Here is a 16,812-nt window from a genome sequence, read left to right on the forward strand (position 1 = left end):
AGCTACTCCTTGCTTGAGATTTCTGGAGGCTTTACCAAATAAGAAAAGCCCCCGCTTGTTCGGCGGAGGCAGCGAAAAACGCGCAGACGCGTTAAGCGTCTGTTCTTACCCGATACCCGAGAGCATCCAGGTGGGAAAACCTCCACTTTCGCACCAGTTTCCTGGTCGGTTAATACCTAACCTAGCAGACCAGGGCGTCTTAAGGAAAGCTGAGAGCACCCCGGTGGCCTTTGAACTTCCTCACATCACGCCTTAGGTAGGGGGCGGCCGGGACGCCAGTAAAAGGAGCTAGAAATAAAAACGCCGCCTGCTTTTCGCAGACGGCGCCAATTTTTACCTCTCAGCTAGCGAGCTACCCGCCCAGATTTGAGGCATTTGGTGCAAACATTCATGCGCTTGCGCGTGCTACCAACAACTGCACGCACGCTTTGAATATTCGGGTTAAAACGGCGGTTCGTGCGCCGGTGGGAGTGCGAAACGCTCTTCCCGAAACCGGGGCCTTTTCCGCAGATGTCACAGGTGGCAGCCACGATAGTCTCCTTCAAGTATTCTTCTAGGTCTGGGATAAGATATCCAGATATCGGCAACCCGACTAGGTTAACTGATTAGAGGGGCAACAGCCAACTACCAGGTGGTTATTGTGCCGGGCTTCACTGAAAACTCGCTAAACTATTAGAGCAAGCAGAAGATAACCCTGTGCATCTTTAGGTAATGAAGGAGGCGGCGGTGGGAGAAGAACAACCCCTCGCGGATCTGTTTTCTTTTGCAGATTTTGCTCGCGCCGCCCGGGATAAAAACTCGGTTAAAACTGCTAAAACTGCAGCTGCTTCCCAAACAGATGATTTCCAGGGGGGAAAGGTTACCGATAGCGGCAGCCAAAGCGCCAAGAAGAGCAAAACCCCCACGCGTCCTCGTGCCCAAAGAAAAAAAGATAATTCCGCGCCAGCGTCGCAGAGCGTCGAGCCTAAGGGAACCACCGGTTTACTTGATTTCGAAGTACCGCCGGTAGCAGCGAAGTCGGTGAAACCAAAAGCTAAACGGCACCGGGAAAATGTGGCGCAAACCCTGGAATCTGCCGAACGGATTGATCTCCTGGTGACCGGGGCTAATATTCGCACCTGGGTAAAGATTAGCGGGGAAGTTCTACAGGCGGGGCAGTCAGCCCTAGATGCCATGGATCTACATAGTGAACTTGACTCCGACACCGGAGCCAATGCCCTATACACCTGGGATAAGGTGGCGCTAACAGTTGCCGGATTACCTGCCGGTGCCGATAAGGATGCTCGCTGGGTGTTAGAGGCAGTCGCCGATGCCTCCTTGGCGGGAGCCAGAGGAATGATCGGGATTGTACTGGCGGAGTTAACCAGCGTTGCTGCCGGGGCGACCAGCGCCCCCACCCTAAACCCAGTCCAGCTGTTAAAAATATTGCGTTCCAGTAGAGATTGCCCTGATCGCTGCCTGCTGCCCGCAGTTGAGCGCCTAGATCCTCCCACCCTATCGGGGCTGATAGAGGAGGTAAATGCGGAGCTAGAAACCCAGCCAGAACAAATGTCGATCGAAGACATTCTTTCGCGGGCTTGGCTGGCGAGCCAAGTTGCCTTAGTCGAGGGCGCGGAAGATAACCGAGGACGTCCCGACGCCCGGGCAGCGGTATTAATGCTGTTAATAGCGGCCATGCTGGAAACATATGCGCGAGAAAACCAGCAAGAAGTCGGAGCGGTAAATACCAGTTTGCAGATGGTACGGGACATGGTTCCGCAGTCCCATTCTGCAGTGCATGCGCCCGGGCAAATGAACTCTTTGATGCTTACTTGGCGCGGAGAAACCGATAACTCACGTTTTGAGGAACTACGCAGGCAGTTAGAAGAAAACGGGGTTTATGGGGCGATGACCGGCAGGGCGGATATGCTGGGAATTGGGCCGCGCATATTGCTGGTGCGCAGCCGGCATCCGCGCAGAGTAATCGAACTGTTACCCGAAAAATCGGGAATGGTTTTGATTCGCCCGCCCCTACCAGTCGAAACCGAAGCCTCGACTTCCAACCTGGTGAGCCTGGGGTCTTCCCATACGATCCACCCCATTAGACCAGCGGTGTTAGCCTACACTTCGGCTCCCGGCCTGGTAGCAGACATAGCTAACTTGGGGGCTACGGTAGTGTATTCTCGCCGGGGAATCCCCCTGCAAATACTGCCGGTAATCGCGGAAATGGAACAAGAAGTAGTGCAAGTCTTACCCTGTGACCAGGTAAGCGCGGCAGAGCTAACCAACCTAGTTCGACCCGCCAAAGATCAAGGTATCGATCTAATGGTGGCTCCCACGCAAGATGACCTGCAAGTACTAGAAGCTGCCCGCGCACTCACCCAAGTGGTATCTTCCGCAATTACGCCCGCCGAATTAATCCAGTTGCAGCGTTCGCGCACTTTTGACTCCTTAGCTAGGCAACGCACCTTCAGCGTTACTCCGGAAATGCCTTTCGATATGCTTTCTTCCTCGGTGAACCGCGATGATGTGCAGGCCAGGATCTTGAGCGGGCGAGGAGAAGACTCAGAACTGATCTCCCGGGTACAAAACGCACTGTTCCAAGGGGCTCCGGGAATCCGGATCGAACTGATTAGCGGCGGGCAAAGCGGAGCCACCGTAGTGGGAGTGCTGTCTTCGTGAGCGATAAAACCAACTCCCTGGCCGGTGAATCTTTAAAGAAAGTCTTGGGACGGGCAGGTGGAAAACTAGAAAAAAAATTTGGGATTGAAACTCCCCTGGAACTGCTGTATTTCTTTCCGCGGCGCTATCACGAGTTAGGTGAACTCACGGCTTTTTCCGGGCTCATCTTAGGGGAAGAACAATCGGTAATCGCCCAAATAGCTGACTCTTCCCGGCGTCGTACCCGCGGAGGAAAATGGATGCTTTCCCTGCAACTAAGCGATGGGGAAGGGCTCATGGATGCGGTATTTTGGGCAAAAAGCCAGCATCTAATCAATTGGATGTCCTCCCAGTTGCAGGTGGGGCAAACAAAACTCTTTTCTGGTCGCCCCAGTATGTACCGCGGACGCCTGCAGCTGTCCCATCCTTCCTATCAGGAGGTGGAAGACGAAAACCTGGACGCTACCAGTAATCAGGCTGCTAAAATGCAGGCGCAGCGTCCTGAACCGATTTATCCCGCGAAGGCAGGGCTGCCGACTTGGACTACCCAAAAAGCGATTGCGGTAGTTTTAGAGCTATTAAAGTCCCAACCTTTCGATGACCCCCTGCCTGCCGATATTCGCGCAGAACAGGGGCTATTGGAACTAAACACAGCGCTGGAGCAGATTCATCGCCCGCAAACTCGCGAGCAATATGAGGCGGCTCGCCAGCGTTTTCGCTATGAAGAAGCCTTCGTATTGCAGGCGGCTTTAGCCCAGCGGCGGCAAGTTCTCGCCGCAGATGCCCCGATTCTGCAGGCGGTACCCGGGGGCTTTACCGAGCAGGTTGCCTCCGACTTGCCTTTTACCCTAACCGACTCCCAACAGCAGGCCTTAACCGATATTGATCAGCAGATCGCATCTGCGCGCCCAATGAATTTGTTATTGCAAGGGGATGTGGGATCTGGGAAAACCGTGGTGTCCCTGCTGGCAATGTTGCGAGCCGTAGATGGAGGCCGGCAAGGGATCTTCATGGCTCCTACCGAGGTCTTGGTGCAACAGCATTTTTCTACCCTTACTAACCTGTTAGGGGAGCTGGCTCAGCCGGGAGGGTTTAGTTTGCGCGGGGGGCAGGGAGTCCCGATTTATCGCCTGACATCCTCGATGCCGGCCGCGGAAAAACGCCGCACTTTAGAGGCGCTTAAAACGGGGCAACCAGCACTGATTGTGGGAACTCATGCGCTACTATCTAAACGGGTAATACTTACTTCTCCCGGCGTGGTGGTTATCGATGAACAGCACAAGTTCGGGGTGCGTCAGCGCGACCGGTTGCGCCAAGCTGAATCGGGCACTCCCCATCTGCTGGTGATGACTGCAACCCCAATACCGCGCTCGGTAGCGATGACCTCTTTTGGGGATCTGGATTATATGACCTTGCAAGGGGTGCCGCCAGGGCGGGCAAAAGTCGAGACTTTCCGGGTAGATACCGCTAATCGGAGCTGGACAGCCCGTACCTGGCAGCGCGCCGCCGAAGAAATCAAAGCTGGTCATCGGGTATTTGTGGTGTGCCCGGCGATTAAACCCGGTATGCAAAGCGAAGAAGGGGTGACCCTGATAGAGGACGAGGACGACGCGCAGGCCAGCGTAGCAGCCCAAAAAGAAGCCCTCGCTAACGTTTACGACACCGTAAGCCAGTTGCGCACGCTACCGGCACTTGCCGGAATTGAAATCGGGATGCTACACGGTCAAATGGATGCGGAAGAAAAAGACCGTGCGATGGCTGATTTCATAAGCGGGAAAACGCCCCTTTTGGTGTCTACCACGGTAATTGAAGTGGGAGTAGACGTGCCTCAAGCAACCATGATGGTAATCCTCGATGCTGACCGTTTCGGGCTCGCCCAGTTACACCAGCTGCGCGGGAGGGTCGGGCGCGGCAAGTTCGCAGGCATCTGTCTGGTCTGGTCGGGGGCGCAGCCGGATACGCTTGCCAGCCGCCGCCTCGATGCTTTCACCAAGACTACCGATGGTTTCGAGCTAGCGGTGATTGATTTACGTCTACGCGAAAGCGGAAATATTTTGGGGGATAGTCAATCGGGACGCGCCTCCTCATTGAAAATTCTGGATCTATTGGCAGACGAAGACGTAATTTCCCAAGCACGAAAGGACGCAAAACAGCTGGTTGAAGCCGATCCACAACTGAAACAGCATCCCGGGCTACACCAGGCGATATCGCGGCGGATCAGCGAAGAAGAACAAGAATTTTTAGAACGGGGATAAGATGCGCTGTAATCGCTATACCATGAGCTGCTACTGTGTGAACGTCGCTAGGGTTAGAATGTCATCATGATGAGAATAATAGCTGGAACTGCCCGAGGTACTCAGCTAGCCGTACCCTCCTCCGGTACGCGCCCCACTCAAGATCGAGTTCGGGAAGCAATCTTCTCCGCTCTGCAATCTCGCGGAGCCACGGAAGACGCCTGTGTTTTGGATCTTTTTGCCGGATCAGGAGCCTACGGTTTTGAGTCGCTATCGCGCGGGGCGCTCAGCTTAGATTTGGTAGATCGAGCGCAAAGCGCCGCCAAAGTAATCCGCAAGAACCGTGCCTCTTCCCCGATTTTTGCCTCGGCAAAGCTCTATGTGCAACCGGCTCTTTCGTTCTTATCGTCGCGCCTTTTAGGAGCTAACCCCAATCCCCAGTGGGAATTAGTTTTTATTGATCCACCCTACGCTATGAAAAATAGCGAAATCCTGCAGGTACTAGACCAGCTGCATCCGCTATGCGACCCGGACGCCTGGATAGTGGTGGAACGTTCGGCGCGCGATGAAACTCCTGCTTGGAAAACAGAGCAGTGGGAGGAAGAATCGCGCAAACTTTACGGAGAAAGCGCGGTTTACCTACTGCGTCCCGCCCTCGAATACCCGGAAAATGAAGGTGCACAAGCCTAGTTTTCTCTCTTTGTCCGCGTGGGACGCTCCGCACCGGGAGTGCTTACCGGTATTTTGGTAGCTATGAGTACTGTTGTCTGCGTCGGATCCTACGATCCCCTTACCTATGGGCATCTGGACGTAATTAGCCGCGCAGCCCATATTTTTGATCGCGTGATCGTGGCGGTAGCGAAAAACTCCAAGAAAACCTATCTATTCCCGGCCAGCAAACGCGAAGAATTTATCGTTCAAGCCACCGCAGACCTAGCGAATGTGCAGGTAGTTACCTGGGAGGGGCTAGCTTGTGACCTCGCAACCCGCTATCAGGCAGCAGCGCTGGTTAAAGGGATTCGTAACTCTAAAGACACTGACAGTGAAATGACCCAGGCTTTCGCTAACCGGCAGCTTTCCGGCATTGACACTATTTTGATTCCCACTTCCCCCGAAAATGCTTTGATCTCATCCTCGGTAGTTAAAGAAATAGCTGCCTACGGAGGAGACGTCTCCGGATTTGTTCCCCCCGAAGTAGCCCAGGCGCTGCAACAAGAATTCGATGCGTCCTCGGGAAATGAAAACCCTACCCGTGAATCCGACAACCCGCCAGCCTAAAACAGGAAGGAAGAATATGGAACCCCAGGAAGAACCGCAGTACGCACCGTCAGACGTTATCGCAGTCCTTGACCGTCTGACCGAGATGATTGAGGCCGGACGCAGCGTTCCCTTTTCTGCGTCAGTCATGATTAACCAGGCCGAAGGAGTAGAGCTGCTCGATAATGCGCGTGCAGCGCTACCGGCTGACCTGGTTAATGCGGATCGGATTGTGGCCGATGCTAATAAAGTGCTGGATGCCGCCGATGAAGAGGCCGAGCAAACCATCTCGGATGCGCGCGCGGAAGCGGAGCGAGTAACTACCGAAGCGAACCAGAACGCGGAAGAAACTATCGCGCAAGCTAATGCTAAGGCGCAGGAAACTATCGATGACGCTGACCGGCAGGCAGAATCGGCAATCGCCCATGCCAGCGCCCAGGCGGAAGAAACCGTTGCCCAAGCCAATGAGCAGGCGGCTCAGATCTTGCAGGAGGCGCGAGCCCGCGCGGATCAGTTGGTTTCGCAGGACAATGTTTACCGCGAGGCGAAACAGGCAGCGCAGCAGATGACCGACACTGCGCGCGCGGAAGCCAAAGACTTTATGGATCAGTCTGACCAGTACGTTAACCAGGCACTGTCCCAATTGGAAGAACTGCTGGGGGCAATCGCGGAGCAAACTCGCAGCGGCCGCGCCCAGTTTTCACGCCAGGAGCGCCCCCAGTTCTAATAACTGAGGGTCAGCTTGCTAGCGCCGAAGCTGAATACCCCTTAAGGTAAGGGGCATGAAGCAAGTAAAGAAGGCCGCGATCCCGCTAGAACTAACCGGATTAGGAACTGGCGAGGGGGATAGTAAAACCTGGCAGCTGCAGGTAACTTTACCTACCGCTATCGGAACCGAAGATATGGCGGTTCCGGCGGGACAGTCTCTAGATTTGCAGCTGCTAGCGGTGGCAATTTCCGAGGGAGTATCCCTGAGCGTTAGCGGAACAGCCCGCGCTGAAGGGGCGTGCGTGCGCTGTCTGAAAGCAGTGGAAAAAACCCTGGATTTTTCCTTGAGCCGCGTCTACTACTATCCCGAGGAGCTCGCACACCTGCTAAATGAGGTGAGTGAGGACTCAATCGTGTATGCTGACGTGGACGAGGCCTATCAGGTGCAGCCAGATTCACGATTGGATCTCGAACCACTTTTGATAGACGCCCTCGTTCCACAGATTCCCTATTCGGTGCTCTGTGCTCCCGATTGTCCCGGGCTTTGCCCCGAATGTGGAATCATGCTAGCGAATGCGGGTGCGGATCATCACCACGAAAAGATTGATCCGCGCTGGTCAGTGTTAACTAACCTATTTGAGGAACAGGAGAAAAAGGACGAATGAGTCGCGGTTCGCAAGATCTAGCGGAGCTGCTAACCAGGTGGGGGATCGAATTAGACCCCGAGATGGTGGTATTGGCGCTTACTCATCGTTCTTTTGCACACGAACAAGATAATCTTCCCAATAATGAGCGCCTAGAATTTTTAGGAGATGCGGTTTTACAGCTGATAGTGACGGAACGGCTGTATAAGACCTATCCCTCTCACCCAGAGGGTCATCTCGCAAAAATGCGATCGGCCACGGTTTCGCAGCCCGCTTTAGCTCGGGTTGCCCGCGATATTAATCTGGGAGAATTCATACTACTAGGGCGCGGAGAAGAAAAAACCAAAGGGCGAGAAAAAGACTCGATCCTTTCCGACACGGTAGAAGCAATGATTGGAGCAACCTACCTGTGTCACGGACTAGAAGCCACTCGCAAAGTGGTTGAAAACCTGTTGCAGGATTTACTGGATCACGCCCTAGAGCGGGGAGCAGTAATGGACTGGAAGACTACCTTACAAGAACTTACTGGTCAGCTGGGGGTGCGGACTGTTGAATTCTCGGTAGAAGGCACCGGTCCTGATCATGATCGACGCTTTACTGCCCAAGCCCTAATCGGGGATCGGGTACTGGGATCCGGTAAGGGACGCTCGAAAAAAGCGGCGGAACATGAGGCCGCCCGCCAGGCGGTTATGACCCTACGCGAAGAACACGGGGTGACTACCCCCCTAGGGTTTTAAAACGTTTGCCAGTCAGATTTAGATGGTTACATGAGGTTTTGAGGGGAACTGAAATATGCCAGAATTGCCAGAAGTTGAGGTTGTGCGGCGCGGCTTAGAATCGCAGCTGCTGGGTGCCAAGATAAAACAGGTCGAAGTGTTATTCCCTGGCTCTTTGCGGGGACAGGACATTAAACGATTTTGTGCTGCTCTAGAGGGCTGGATCATTACCGCTGCGGTACGGCGCGGTAAGTTTTTGTGGTTGCTGGGAGAAAACCAAGAAGGTAAACAAACCCTGTATTCGCTAGTGATTCATTTGGGAATGTCCGGGCAATTGCTGATTAACCAACCACAAATAGAGCTGTCCCATAAAAATCAAGGACATCTGCGGGTGCGCTTAACTATGGAAGACGACAGAACCGTCAACTTTGTTGATCAACGCACTTTCGGACGTATGGTAGTAGAACCGCTGGTAGAAACCAGAGATGAGAAACCGGGAGGCCTGGGGGCAAAGCACCACCTAGTTCCCCGCAATGTGGAACTGAATGTGGCCCGCGATGCCCTCGATCCCCACGTTGATTTAGAAAAAGTTTCCACCACAGTGCGTAAACGCAAGAGTTCCATTAAACACTCCCTTTTGGATCAAAAGTTAGTTTCCGGAATCGGCAATATTTACGCCGACGAAACCCTGTTTGCTTCCGGGGTAAACCCGGGACAGAGAGCAGACTCTCTTTCAGAAAAGCAAATCCAGGAACTGTTTAAATGCGCCGGGGAAATCATGAAAACCGCAATCAAACACGGCGGAACCTCTTTTGATGAACTGTACGTGGACACCAGCGGAAACCCCGGGTATTTCGAGCAGGAACTAAAGGTTTATGGACGCGGCGGTCAGCCCTGTAAAACCTGTGGCACCACCTTGGAGAAACTGCAACAATCAGGACGTAACGCCACCTACTGTCCGAAATGTCAGCCGCTACAGGATTAACTGTCCCCCTGGAGCTTGTCATCTGGATTTGGTAAATATAAATGCCACCGCTACCCGGAACCACCTGAGTGTTTGGAGCTTTCTCTACCTCACTAGGTGCAACTTTGTGGAAAGGTTATTTGCCTGCTGAGAGGATTAGGTAGAATCAAAGGGTGAAGATCCAGCAATCGCAGACAGTAGAAGAACCCACGCGGGTAATGATCATTGATGACCACGAGATTGTGCGTCGGGGGATTGCCGAAATCGTAGATCGAACTGCCGGCATGGAGGTAGTGGCCGAAGCGGGAACCGTAGAAGATGCGGTACGCCGCGCCGAACTGGTTTGTCCAGATGTAGTGCTGGTAGATTTGCAAATGCCCGATGGTACCGGCATTGACGTTATGAAACAATTGCGGGAAGTGTCACCAGATTCCCTGGCAATTGTGCTCACCAGTTTTGATGATGACGATGCCTTAGCAGAATCCTTGCAGGCCGGGGCAAAAGCCTATGTGCTAAAAACTGTGCGCGGCGCTGAAATTACCGATGTTATCCGGGCAGTAGTCGGAGGGCGAGTACTGCTAGATGATCGCACCGTGACCCGCCGCCGCGCCGGGAATGAAGACCCCACCGCCAATCTGACTCCGGCAGAACGCAAAGTACTAAACCTAATCGGGGATGGACTTTCTAACCGGGAAATCGGGGAAAAGCTCGGGGTGGCGGAAAAGACCGTGAAGAACCATATCACTTCGCTGCTGGCCAAAATGGGGCTGCAGCGCCGCACGCAGGTCGCTGCCTGGGTAGCCAGTCAGCGCTCCGCCGCGTGGCGGCATCAGTCATAGTCTGTCTCCCTCGTGCGGGTCTGTCTCGGTAAAAGCACCCTGGGTTCAGCGCGGGGGAGAAGTTTTTCCTCCTGCCCAGAAATTTGGAAAACGTGGCGGCGTTTTCCAAATTTTGCGCCCACCTAGCCTGCTCGGATAAAACTTCTCCCCCACGCACAAGGTTCGAGCCGTAAAAGATGCGAGAGGGGGCTTGAGCCGAGCGAAGCAAGGCTCACCGGGGTCCCCCGAGTACTTTTACGGCCCGAACCGTACCGGTAGGACAAATCTGCAGTAGCGCTTAACTAGCAGCGATGATCAGCGAGGCTGCGGGCGTGCGGAAAGGTTACGGGTTGATGCGGGAGGTGGCGGGGAGTTTGATTTCCTTGCCGGCACGGGGCAGTGCCTCTACGCGACCAGATTGGGAATTTCGCCGGAAGATGACGTCGGAAACTCCCGAGAGTTCCGAGGCGGCAACTACTACTGGCTCCGCGAAGTACCCTTCCGCAGTGGGGGCTACCCCGGCGTGGGGGAGAACTGATACTTTGGTGCCGGCAGTCAAATTCAATCCGGCTTCCACCACGCAGTCATCACCCAGCGCGATTCCTAACCCCGAGTTTGCGCCCAGTAGGCAGCGTTTTCCTAGGGAAATTTGTTTCCCGTTCTGGCTGGAAACTGTGGTTGCGGTGGAGGCGCCTCCTCCGATATCGGAGCCGTCGTCGATAACCACTCCTTGTGCTACTCGCCCCTCAATCAGGCAAGCCCCCAGGGTGCCGGCATTAAAGTTAACGAAAGCCGCATGCATCACGGTGGTACCCGGTGCTAAATAGGCGCCGAGACGCACTTTTGCGCCATCGGCGATGCGTACCCCGGAGGGAATAATGTAGTTAACCATCGGAGGGAATTTATCTACGCTAAGTAGGTGAATTGGGTGGCCAAAGCTTAAACGCATCCGCATACGGGTGTTTTCAAAATCCTCGACCGCACAAGGGCCTTCGGTTGTCCAAGCAACAGTAGGTAGACGAGCAAAAATGCCATCCAGGTTAATGGTGTTCGGTTTTACTAGCCGGTGGGAAAGTAGGTGTAAACGCAAGTAAGCATCGGCGGTAGAGCGGGCAGACTCGTCCAGATCGATCGATACCACGGTAGCGGTACGGTTAACCCCGCGCCCATCATCGCGCCCTTCAATCTGGCTTAGTTTTTCGATTAGCTCGGCATCTGATTCGTTGGGTTGGTCACCTAGGTAGGGGCGAGGATACCAAACATCCAGGGTTTGACCAGTTTCGCTTACGGTTGCGAGGCCTACCCCGCGTGCTTTTCTTTCACTCATAACTCCACCTTATCCGCTCAGGATTCGTTTGGTAAGACCCTCCATAAGTTTGGCCAAAAAAAGCCAAGTTCATTTAATAGTTTGCGCACTAATGGTAAAGAAATACCAATAATTCCGTGGGGATCGCCCTTAATTGATTCAATAAATGCCCCGCCTAAGCCATCGATGGTAAAGCCTCCGGCAACTTCTAGTGGTTCTTTGGTTTTGGCGTAAGCGCGGGATTCTTCTGCAGTGATCTCACTGAAATATAAGGTTGCTTGCGAATGATCCGCGACTTCGTTTTCCCAGGTAAAACCGGTAGCAGAACGCTTTAAGGCGAGGGCGCAGTGGCCGGTGAATAAAGTGGGACTAGCTCCTGAAAGTTCATGAATCTGCATCAGAGCCCGTTCAAAGCTGTGTGGCTTTCCCCGTAACTTGCCGTTCAGTAGCAGCATGGAATCGCAGCCTACAACCACTAGACGCTCACCTGCTGGAATGCTTTCCAACTCCTCGCGGACCTTAACGCCTTGAGAGAAGTCCCCAGGGTGTAAGCGATCGGGACTAGTTAATAACTGACCGATATGACGGGCTTTCGCTTGGGCAAGAGCGGTAACTACCTGCGGTGGATCGGTGGTGTTTAGTTCGGCTCTCACCGCGTCCTCGTCAATATTTGCAGGCCAGGCAAGTGGGGGAATACCCGCCTGGGTTAATACTTTAAGGCGAGCCGGGGAAGCGGAGGCTAAAACAAGTCGATCGGTCATAGCGCCTATTGTAGGAGACGAGACCGGGAGGCCGCAGAGGGCGGGGAAACGTGTTGTATGGAACTAACGCTCAGACAAAAACCCAAAATTTGAGAAGAAGATGGCAAGAGCGGAACTTTCAGAGTTAATACCGGAAAAAATTTCCGCTTAATATGCAAAGATTGCCGGCTCTGCTGGAAAAAGTGAGGTCGTTCACCTTAAGGTTGAAGGGTGAGTGAATCCTTGTCTGCAGCCCAGATAGCGCGCAACACCGTGATGCGTCCGGTGTGGAAACTTATCGGGGGTGCGCCCACTATGACTATGCGGGAAATGGCGCAGCAGCTAGGGGTTAGTGTTGTAGAAATCGACCACTTTTGGACGTCTTGTGGATTCCCGAAAGCTGATCCCGATACCTACATGTTTACTGAGCAAGACGCGCAGGCAATCATGGAATGGCGGCAAGAATTTGGTGAGGGTACTCTGGGGCGCGGTACAGTGACCTCCTTGCTGCGCGCACAATCCTATATGGCCGATCGCCTGGTGCTATGGCAGCTAGAGGCGATTGTAACGGATTTTCAAGAACGCATGAACCTGGATGACACCTCCGCCCGTTTGCTGGTCTTAGACAAAATCGACGAATATGTCGATCTATTGCAATCGCAACTGGGATACGCTTGGCGCCGACAAATGGCGTATCTGCTGCTGAATACCAACCGGGAAGTGGAAACGCGGGAAGGTAAAGCAGACGCCATCGATTCCTATCCTTTGGATCGTTGTATGGGGTTTGTGGACATGGTGGCATTTACGCGCCGCTCTTCCACGATGAGCGGAGCCGCTTTGGCTGATCTGGTGCAAAGTTTTGAGATGGCCTGTCGGGATGTCGTTACTACTCGCGGAGGGCGAGTGGTGAAAACTCTGGGGGATGCAGTCTTATATGTTGCAGACGAACTACTAGTAGCTGCGGATATTGTGTGTGCCATCGTAGAGTTCTTAAATTCTCGGCCGGAAATCCTGCCGGTGCGCGCGTCTTTAGTTCATGGACGAGTGGTTTCTCGTTCTGGTGATATTTTCGGCCCCCCGGTTAACTTGGCTTCGCGTTTGGTAGATATCGCGCCGCGGGGGCAAATCTTGATGGATGCTGATTCCGCCAAGCAGCTCCAAGCCAGTGATAAGAAAGGGTACTTCGCGGTTAGGCCGGCTACAACTCAAGAACTGCAGGGGTTAGGTGAGGTAGAAGGATGGCTGCTTACGCGCAGAGAAGGCAAACAAGGCGAACAGCCCTTGCTTCGTAGTAATACCTTGGAGATAGCTTCTCCGGCAGTAAAAAAATAGTAAAGCTATTTTCAGTTCGCTGTAGTGGCGACAAAGTTTTTTTTAGATTAGCATGGGAATATGACTACAGTTTTACTTGTTGAAGATGACCCGGCAATCTCCGAACCCTTGGCACGGGCTCTCGGTCGCGAAGGCTACGAAGTACGCGCCCACGGTACCGGTCGGGGAGCTCTCGGTGATATTTTAGGAGCCGATCTGGTGGTTCTAGACCTAGGTTTGCCTGATATCGACGGTTTAGATGTGGCTCGGGAGATTCGCTCCCAAGGGTCATCGGTGCCGATCTTGGTGCTGACTGCCCGCGCTGACGAAGTCGACATGGTGGTGGGCTTAGATGCCGGTGCTGACGATTACGTAACCAAGCCGTTCCGTTTGGCGGAGCTGCTAGCCAGAGTACGTGCTCTGTTACGTCGGGCAGGCAGCGACTTCCAAGATGATGCGCTAGAGGCACAGGATATTAAAATCGATGTTTCGGCTCACCGCGCGTTCCAAGATGGGCGGGAGCTGCAGTTAACCGCTAAAGAGTTCGACCTGTTGCGGATCTTGATTAAAGAAGCCGGGAACGTAGTGCCACGTCAGGTAATTATGCAGGAAGTTTGGGGTTCGGATCCGGCTGGATCTACCAAGACCCTAGATATGCATATTTCCTGGCTGCGCCGTAAACTGGGAGATGACGCCACCTACCCCTATTACATTTCGACGGTGCGGGGAATGGGCTTCCGGTTCGAGACTGAACGAAAGTAACCTGCCATGCGCCGGCGTGCGCTGTTAATGGTTTTCCAGTCGGTCCTGGTTTCTCTGACCCTGCTGGGGTTGCCGCTGGCGATTTTGGCGCCCTCTTATGTGTGGCAGTCTAACCAGTCTAGTCAAGATCAACTCACGGTTAATCTTTCCCGTTACTTGGATCAGATCGGTACCCGCGATCTGGGACATACCCGGCAAGCGGTTTCAAACTGGCAGCGGGTTTATGCACCCGAGTCAGAAATCAGTATTGATCAACGGGAAAGACGGATTTATCACTCGGGTTCGGTAGATGCTAACTGGCAGCTGTATTCCCATGCCCGCAGCGCCGGCGGCCTGTATGTGTCTTTGCATTCCTCGGCTTTGCCAGTGATTTGGTCAGCGGTGGGGGCGGTCTGTGCGGTATTGATATGCGGGGCAGTAGCTCTAGGTGCGGGTACCGGCTTTGCTTTCCGCGGTTCCCGACGCTTGGCGGCTCCACTTATCTATCTTTCAGCCCAGGCTGAGCAAATCGGGTCAGGAGCAGTCCAAGCCCACATCCAACCTACCGGAATCGAAGAAATAGACCTGGTTAGTGAGGAACTATCGCGCTCTGGGGAACGGATTATTGGCCGGATCGCCAAGGAACGCCAATTCGCTTCCGATGTTACCCACCAGCTGCGCACCCCCCTTACTGCCCTGTCCATGCGGATTGAAGAAATCGAATACCTTACCGATGATCAGGAAGTACGTAGCGAAACCGAAGCCTGCCTGGAACAGGTAGAACGAATTACCCAAGTGGTAGAGGACTTAAAGAAGCGCGCCGCGCAAGCCAATCATGGAAATACCCAAGCGGTAAAGATAGAGGATATTTTCCGTCAACAAAAGAATGAATGGGCATCCCAATTTGCAGCGGTAGGCCGCGAGATTGTTTTCGACAACCCGGTAACTGATCGTTTACCCCTAGCCACTCCCTCTTCGTTATCGCAGGCAATCGCCACTTTAGTGGAGAACTCTTTGAAGTATGGGGCAGGTACGGTCACGGTTTCTACTCGTAAAGGGGTCTCTAGTCGCTCCATATTTGTGGAGGTTACTGACGAGGGCGAGGGCGTGAGCGAAGAAATAGCTCCCCATATTTTCCGGCGTGGGGTTAGCGGTCATGGCTCCAGCGGTATCGGGCTGGCGCTCGCGAAAGATCTGATAGAAGCCGATGGGGGGCGTATCGAGCTCACCAGTCGCCAACCGGTAGTATTCACGATTTCCCTCTCGGCGGTATCCGAAGCTATGTCTCCGGATCGCCTCTTGCCGCAGGGAGGATTAGTGGTGGTGGGACGCCGCCACGGACGCAAATAATCAAATAACGTAGATAGCTGTTACTGGCGGAGATTGGCTACGGGCCGGGTGGCTCGATTAATTAAGTACTCATGTCCGGTGTGCACGGGAAAAGTGGTTACAGCTCTTTTAGATCCAGATAGTTTATAGCATCTGCTGTCGCCGTCAACGGCATCGGTAGCACCACCTGTTCGTCAGGGCGAACCGCCAACTGGGTGCGGATATAATCTTTAACTGCTTTGCGGGTGTGGATATGATGGCCCGCTTTTTCCGACATAAACCAGCGATGTTCCAATACTTCGTGGAAAATCTGGGCAGGCTCTAGCTTTGCGCGTAAATCATCGGGAATCGCGCTAATAGTGGGCAGGTAAACCCGTTCTAGCCAAGTGGTCGCCACCAGACGCAGAGGAATACTCTCCATTTTCTTGCGGCGTTGATAGGTCACAATATCGGTGTAGATCCGTTTGGCTTGTTCTTCTTGAACTTCCAGACCGGTTAGATCTTTTACTCGCCGCTGGAAATGACCTGCCTCGACTACCCGGGGAGCAAAACTTAAGAAGTCCCCATCCTCGTCACTTTCGATTTCTACTTGACCGATATCGAAACCGAGTTGCCCGAGCCGCTCGGCCCGCGCGCCTACGCGCCAAATTTCATCGGCCGGAATACGTTCGGATCCGGTTAGATCATTCCAGAGGTCGTGGTAGCGTTTCTCCAGGTAGTCGCCAACAATAGTGACGTCAAAGTCTTCATCTACCAGCCCTCCGGCCTGCAAATCCATCAGTTCTCCGATAATGTTCATGGCACCTAACGAAACATCATATTCGCGGGAACGGTCGGAAATGTTGTCATAAAAGCGTCCGGTTTCCGCATCTACCAGGTAGGCTGCATAGGTGCCGGCGTCCCGGCGGAACAGGGTGTTGGATAGGGAAACGTCTCCCCAGTAAAAGCCCTTTAGATGCAGGTGAACCAGCAGGGCAACCAGGGAATCAAGTACCCGATTGAGTTTGTCTTTAGATAATTGTTTGGATAGTAACACCCGGTAGGGCAGGGAATACTGCAGGTGGTGGGTAACGAGGGCGGCCGGTAATTCTTCACCGTTTTTATCGATTCTTCCCGCTACCACCGCGGCCACGGATACGGTAGGTAGTTCTTTGCTTTGTAGCTGACGCAGCATTTGGTATTCATGCAGGGCGTGCTCTTCGGAAATCTCTTTTACCGCGTATATTGCGCCCCCCGCCTTAATGAAACGCACCACGTGACGAGAAATACCCCGCGGAAGAGCCGCTAGTAGCTTGTTTGGCCAGTCTTCCAAGGGGAGCGACCAGGGGAGAGTGGGGACTAAAGAATAGAACGAGGAGGTACCAGAGGTAGTTACCCGAATTTTCTGTTTGCTTGGCATTTTTC

16 protein-coding genes are annotated in these 16,812 nt (G+C 53.7%); 12 read left to right on the forward strand and 4 right to left on the reverse strand.

Annotation, left to right across the window (positions count from 1 at the left end):
• Positions 1 to 344 precede the first annotated feature (344 nt).
• A complete protein-coding gene (gene rpmB, locus ACZ5BI_RS02305; RefSeq protein ID WP_038109147.1) occupies positions 345 to 530 on the reverse strand; it encodes a 50S ribosomal protein L28 in 186 nt (61 codons plus the stop codon).
• Between the two features lie 196 nt (positions 531 to 726).
• On the opposite strand from rpmB, the gene ACZ5BI_RS02310 reads away from it, so the two are divergent.
• The 9 genes from ACZ5BI_RS02310 to ACZ5BI_RS02350 all read left to right on the forward strand — a co-directional run bounded on the left by ACZ5BI_RS02310 (position 727) and on the right by ACZ5BI_RS02350 (position 10,002).
• Positions 727 to 2,661: a hypothetical protein gene (locus ACZ5BI_RS02310; protein WP_464896542.1), complete on the forward strand. Its 1,935-nt coding sequence runs from the start codon at positions 727 to 729 to the stop codon at positions 2,659 to 2,661.
• Positions 2,658 to 4,895, forward strand: coding sequence for an ATP-dependent DNA helicase RecG (locus tag ACZ5BI_RS02315; RefSeq protein ID WP_464896543.1), 2,238 nt, complete (start codon positions 2,658 to 2,660; stop codon positions 4,893 to 4,895). Before ACZ5BI_RS02310 ends, ACZ5BI_RS02315 begins: the two co-directional genes overlap by 4 nt.
• A gap of 66 nt (positions 4,896 to 4,961) precedes the next feature.
• Positions 4,962 to 5,564, forward strand: coding sequence for an RsmD family RNA methyltransferase (locus tag ACZ5BI_RS02320; protein ID WP_316086723.1), 603 nt, complete (start codon positions 4,962 to 4,964; stop codon positions 5,562 to 5,564).
• Between the two features lie 63 nt (positions 5,565 to 5,627).
• The gene (gene coaD / locus ACZ5BI_RS02325) at positions 5,628 to 6,152 is read left to right on the forward strand and encodes a pantetheine-phosphate adenylyltransferase (RefSeq protein WP_415932546.1); all 525 of its coding nucleotides are present in this window, start codon (positions 5,628 to 5,630) and stop codon (positions 6,150 to 6,152) included.
• 16 nt (positions 6,153 to 6,168) lie between these two features.
• A complete protein-coding gene (locus tag ACZ5BI_RS02330; RefSeq protein ID WP_464896544.1) occupies positions 6,169 to 6,858 on the forward strand; it encodes a FliH/SctL family protein in 690 nt (229 codons plus the stop codon).
• A 55-nt stretch (positions 6,859 to 6,913) separates the two neighbouring features.
• Positions 6,914 to 7,504, forward strand: a complete 591-nt coding sequence (locus tag ACZ5BI_RS02335) for a YceD family protein (protein ID WP_278619098.1) — start codon at positions 6,914 to 6,916, stop codon at positions 7,502 to 7,504.
• Positions 7,501 to 8,220: a ribonuclease III gene (rnc, locus tag ACZ5BI_RS02340; protein WP_464896545.1), complete on the forward strand. Its 720-nt coding sequence runs from the start codon at positions 7,501 to 7,503 to the stop codon at positions 8,218 to 8,220. Before ACZ5BI_RS02335 ends, rnc begins: the two co-directional genes overlap by 4 nt.
• Before the next feature lie 55 nt (positions 8,221 to 8,275).
• On the forward strand, positions 8,276 to 9,184 hold the full coding sequence (mutM, locus tag ACZ5BI_RS02345; RefSeq protein WP_316098108.1) for a bifunctional DNA-formamidopyrimidine glycosylase/DNA-(apurinic or apyrimidinic site) lyase: 909 nt from the start codon (positions 8,276 to 8,278) through the stop codon (positions 9,182 to 9,184).
• 197 nt (positions 9,185 to 9,381) lie between these two features.
• Positions 9,382 to 10,002, forward strand: coding sequence for a response regulator (locus tag ACZ5BI_RS02350; RefSeq protein WP_038109924.1), 621 nt, complete (start codon positions 9,382 to 9,384; stop codon positions 10,000 to 10,002).
• 322 nt (positions 10,003 to 10,324) lie between these two features.
• Here ACZ5BI_RS02350 and ACZ5BI_RS02355 read toward each other — a convergent pair whose 3' ends face one another.
• Together ACZ5BI_RS02355 and ACZ5BI_RS02360 are read right to left on the reverse strand one after the other, a co-directional pair.
• Positions 10,325 to 11,308, reverse strand: a complete 984-nt coding sequence (locus ACZ5BI_RS02355; protein WP_278611244.1) for a DapH/DapD/GlmU-related protein — start codon at positions 11,306 to 11,308, stop codon at positions 10,325 to 10,327.
• Between the two features lie 17 nt (positions 11,309 to 11,325).
• Positions 11,326 to 12,048 (reverse strand): Maf family protein, encoded by a 723-nt coding sequence (locus ACZ5BI_RS02360; protein ID WP_464896546.1) that lies wholly within the window; start codon positions 12,046 to 12,048, stop codon positions 11,326 to 11,328.
• 210 nt (positions 12,049 to 12,258) lie between these two features.
• Here ACZ5BI_RS02360 and ACZ5BI_RS02365 point away from each other — a divergent pair, with 210 nt between their 5' ends.
• The 3 genes from ACZ5BI_RS02365 to ACZ5BI_RS02375 are packed head-to-tail and all read left to right on the forward strand — an operon-like array spanning position 12,259 to position 15,429.
• Entirely contained in the window at positions 12,259 to 13,359 is a 1,101-nt protein-coding gene (locus ACZ5BI_RS02365; protein ID WP_316086409.1) for an adenylate/guanylate cyclase domain-containing protein, read from the forward strand.
• A gap of 60 nt (positions 13,360 to 13,419) precedes the next feature.
• Positions 13,420 to 14,100, forward strand: coding sequence for a response regulator transcription factor (locus ACZ5BI_RS02370; protein ID WP_024059253.1), 681 nt, complete (start codon positions 13,420 to 13,422; stop codon positions 14,098 to 14,100).
• A gap of 6 nt (positions 14,101 to 14,106) precedes the next feature.
• Positions 14,107 to 15,429 carry a sensor histidine kinase gene (locus ACZ5BI_RS02375; RefSeq protein WP_316691475.1) on the forward strand — a complete coding sequence of 441 codons (1,323 nt, stop codon included), beginning with the start codon at positions 14,107 to 14,109 and terminating at the stop codon, positions 15,427 to 15,429.
• Between the two features lie 97 nt (positions 15,430 to 15,526).
• Here the strand turns inward: ACZ5BI_RS02375 and ACZ5BI_RS02380 are convergent, their stop codons facing one another.
• Complete coding sequence (locus tag ACZ5BI_RS02380) at positions 15,527 to 16,807, reverse strand: DUF4032 domain-containing protein (protein WP_464896547.1); 1,281 nt, start codon at positions 16,805 to 16,807, stop codon at positions 15,527 to 15,529.
• Positions 16,808 to 16,812 lie beyond the last annotated feature (5 nt).

The sequence above is a fragment of the Varibaculum sp. GTC20041 genome (assembly GCF_055387755.1).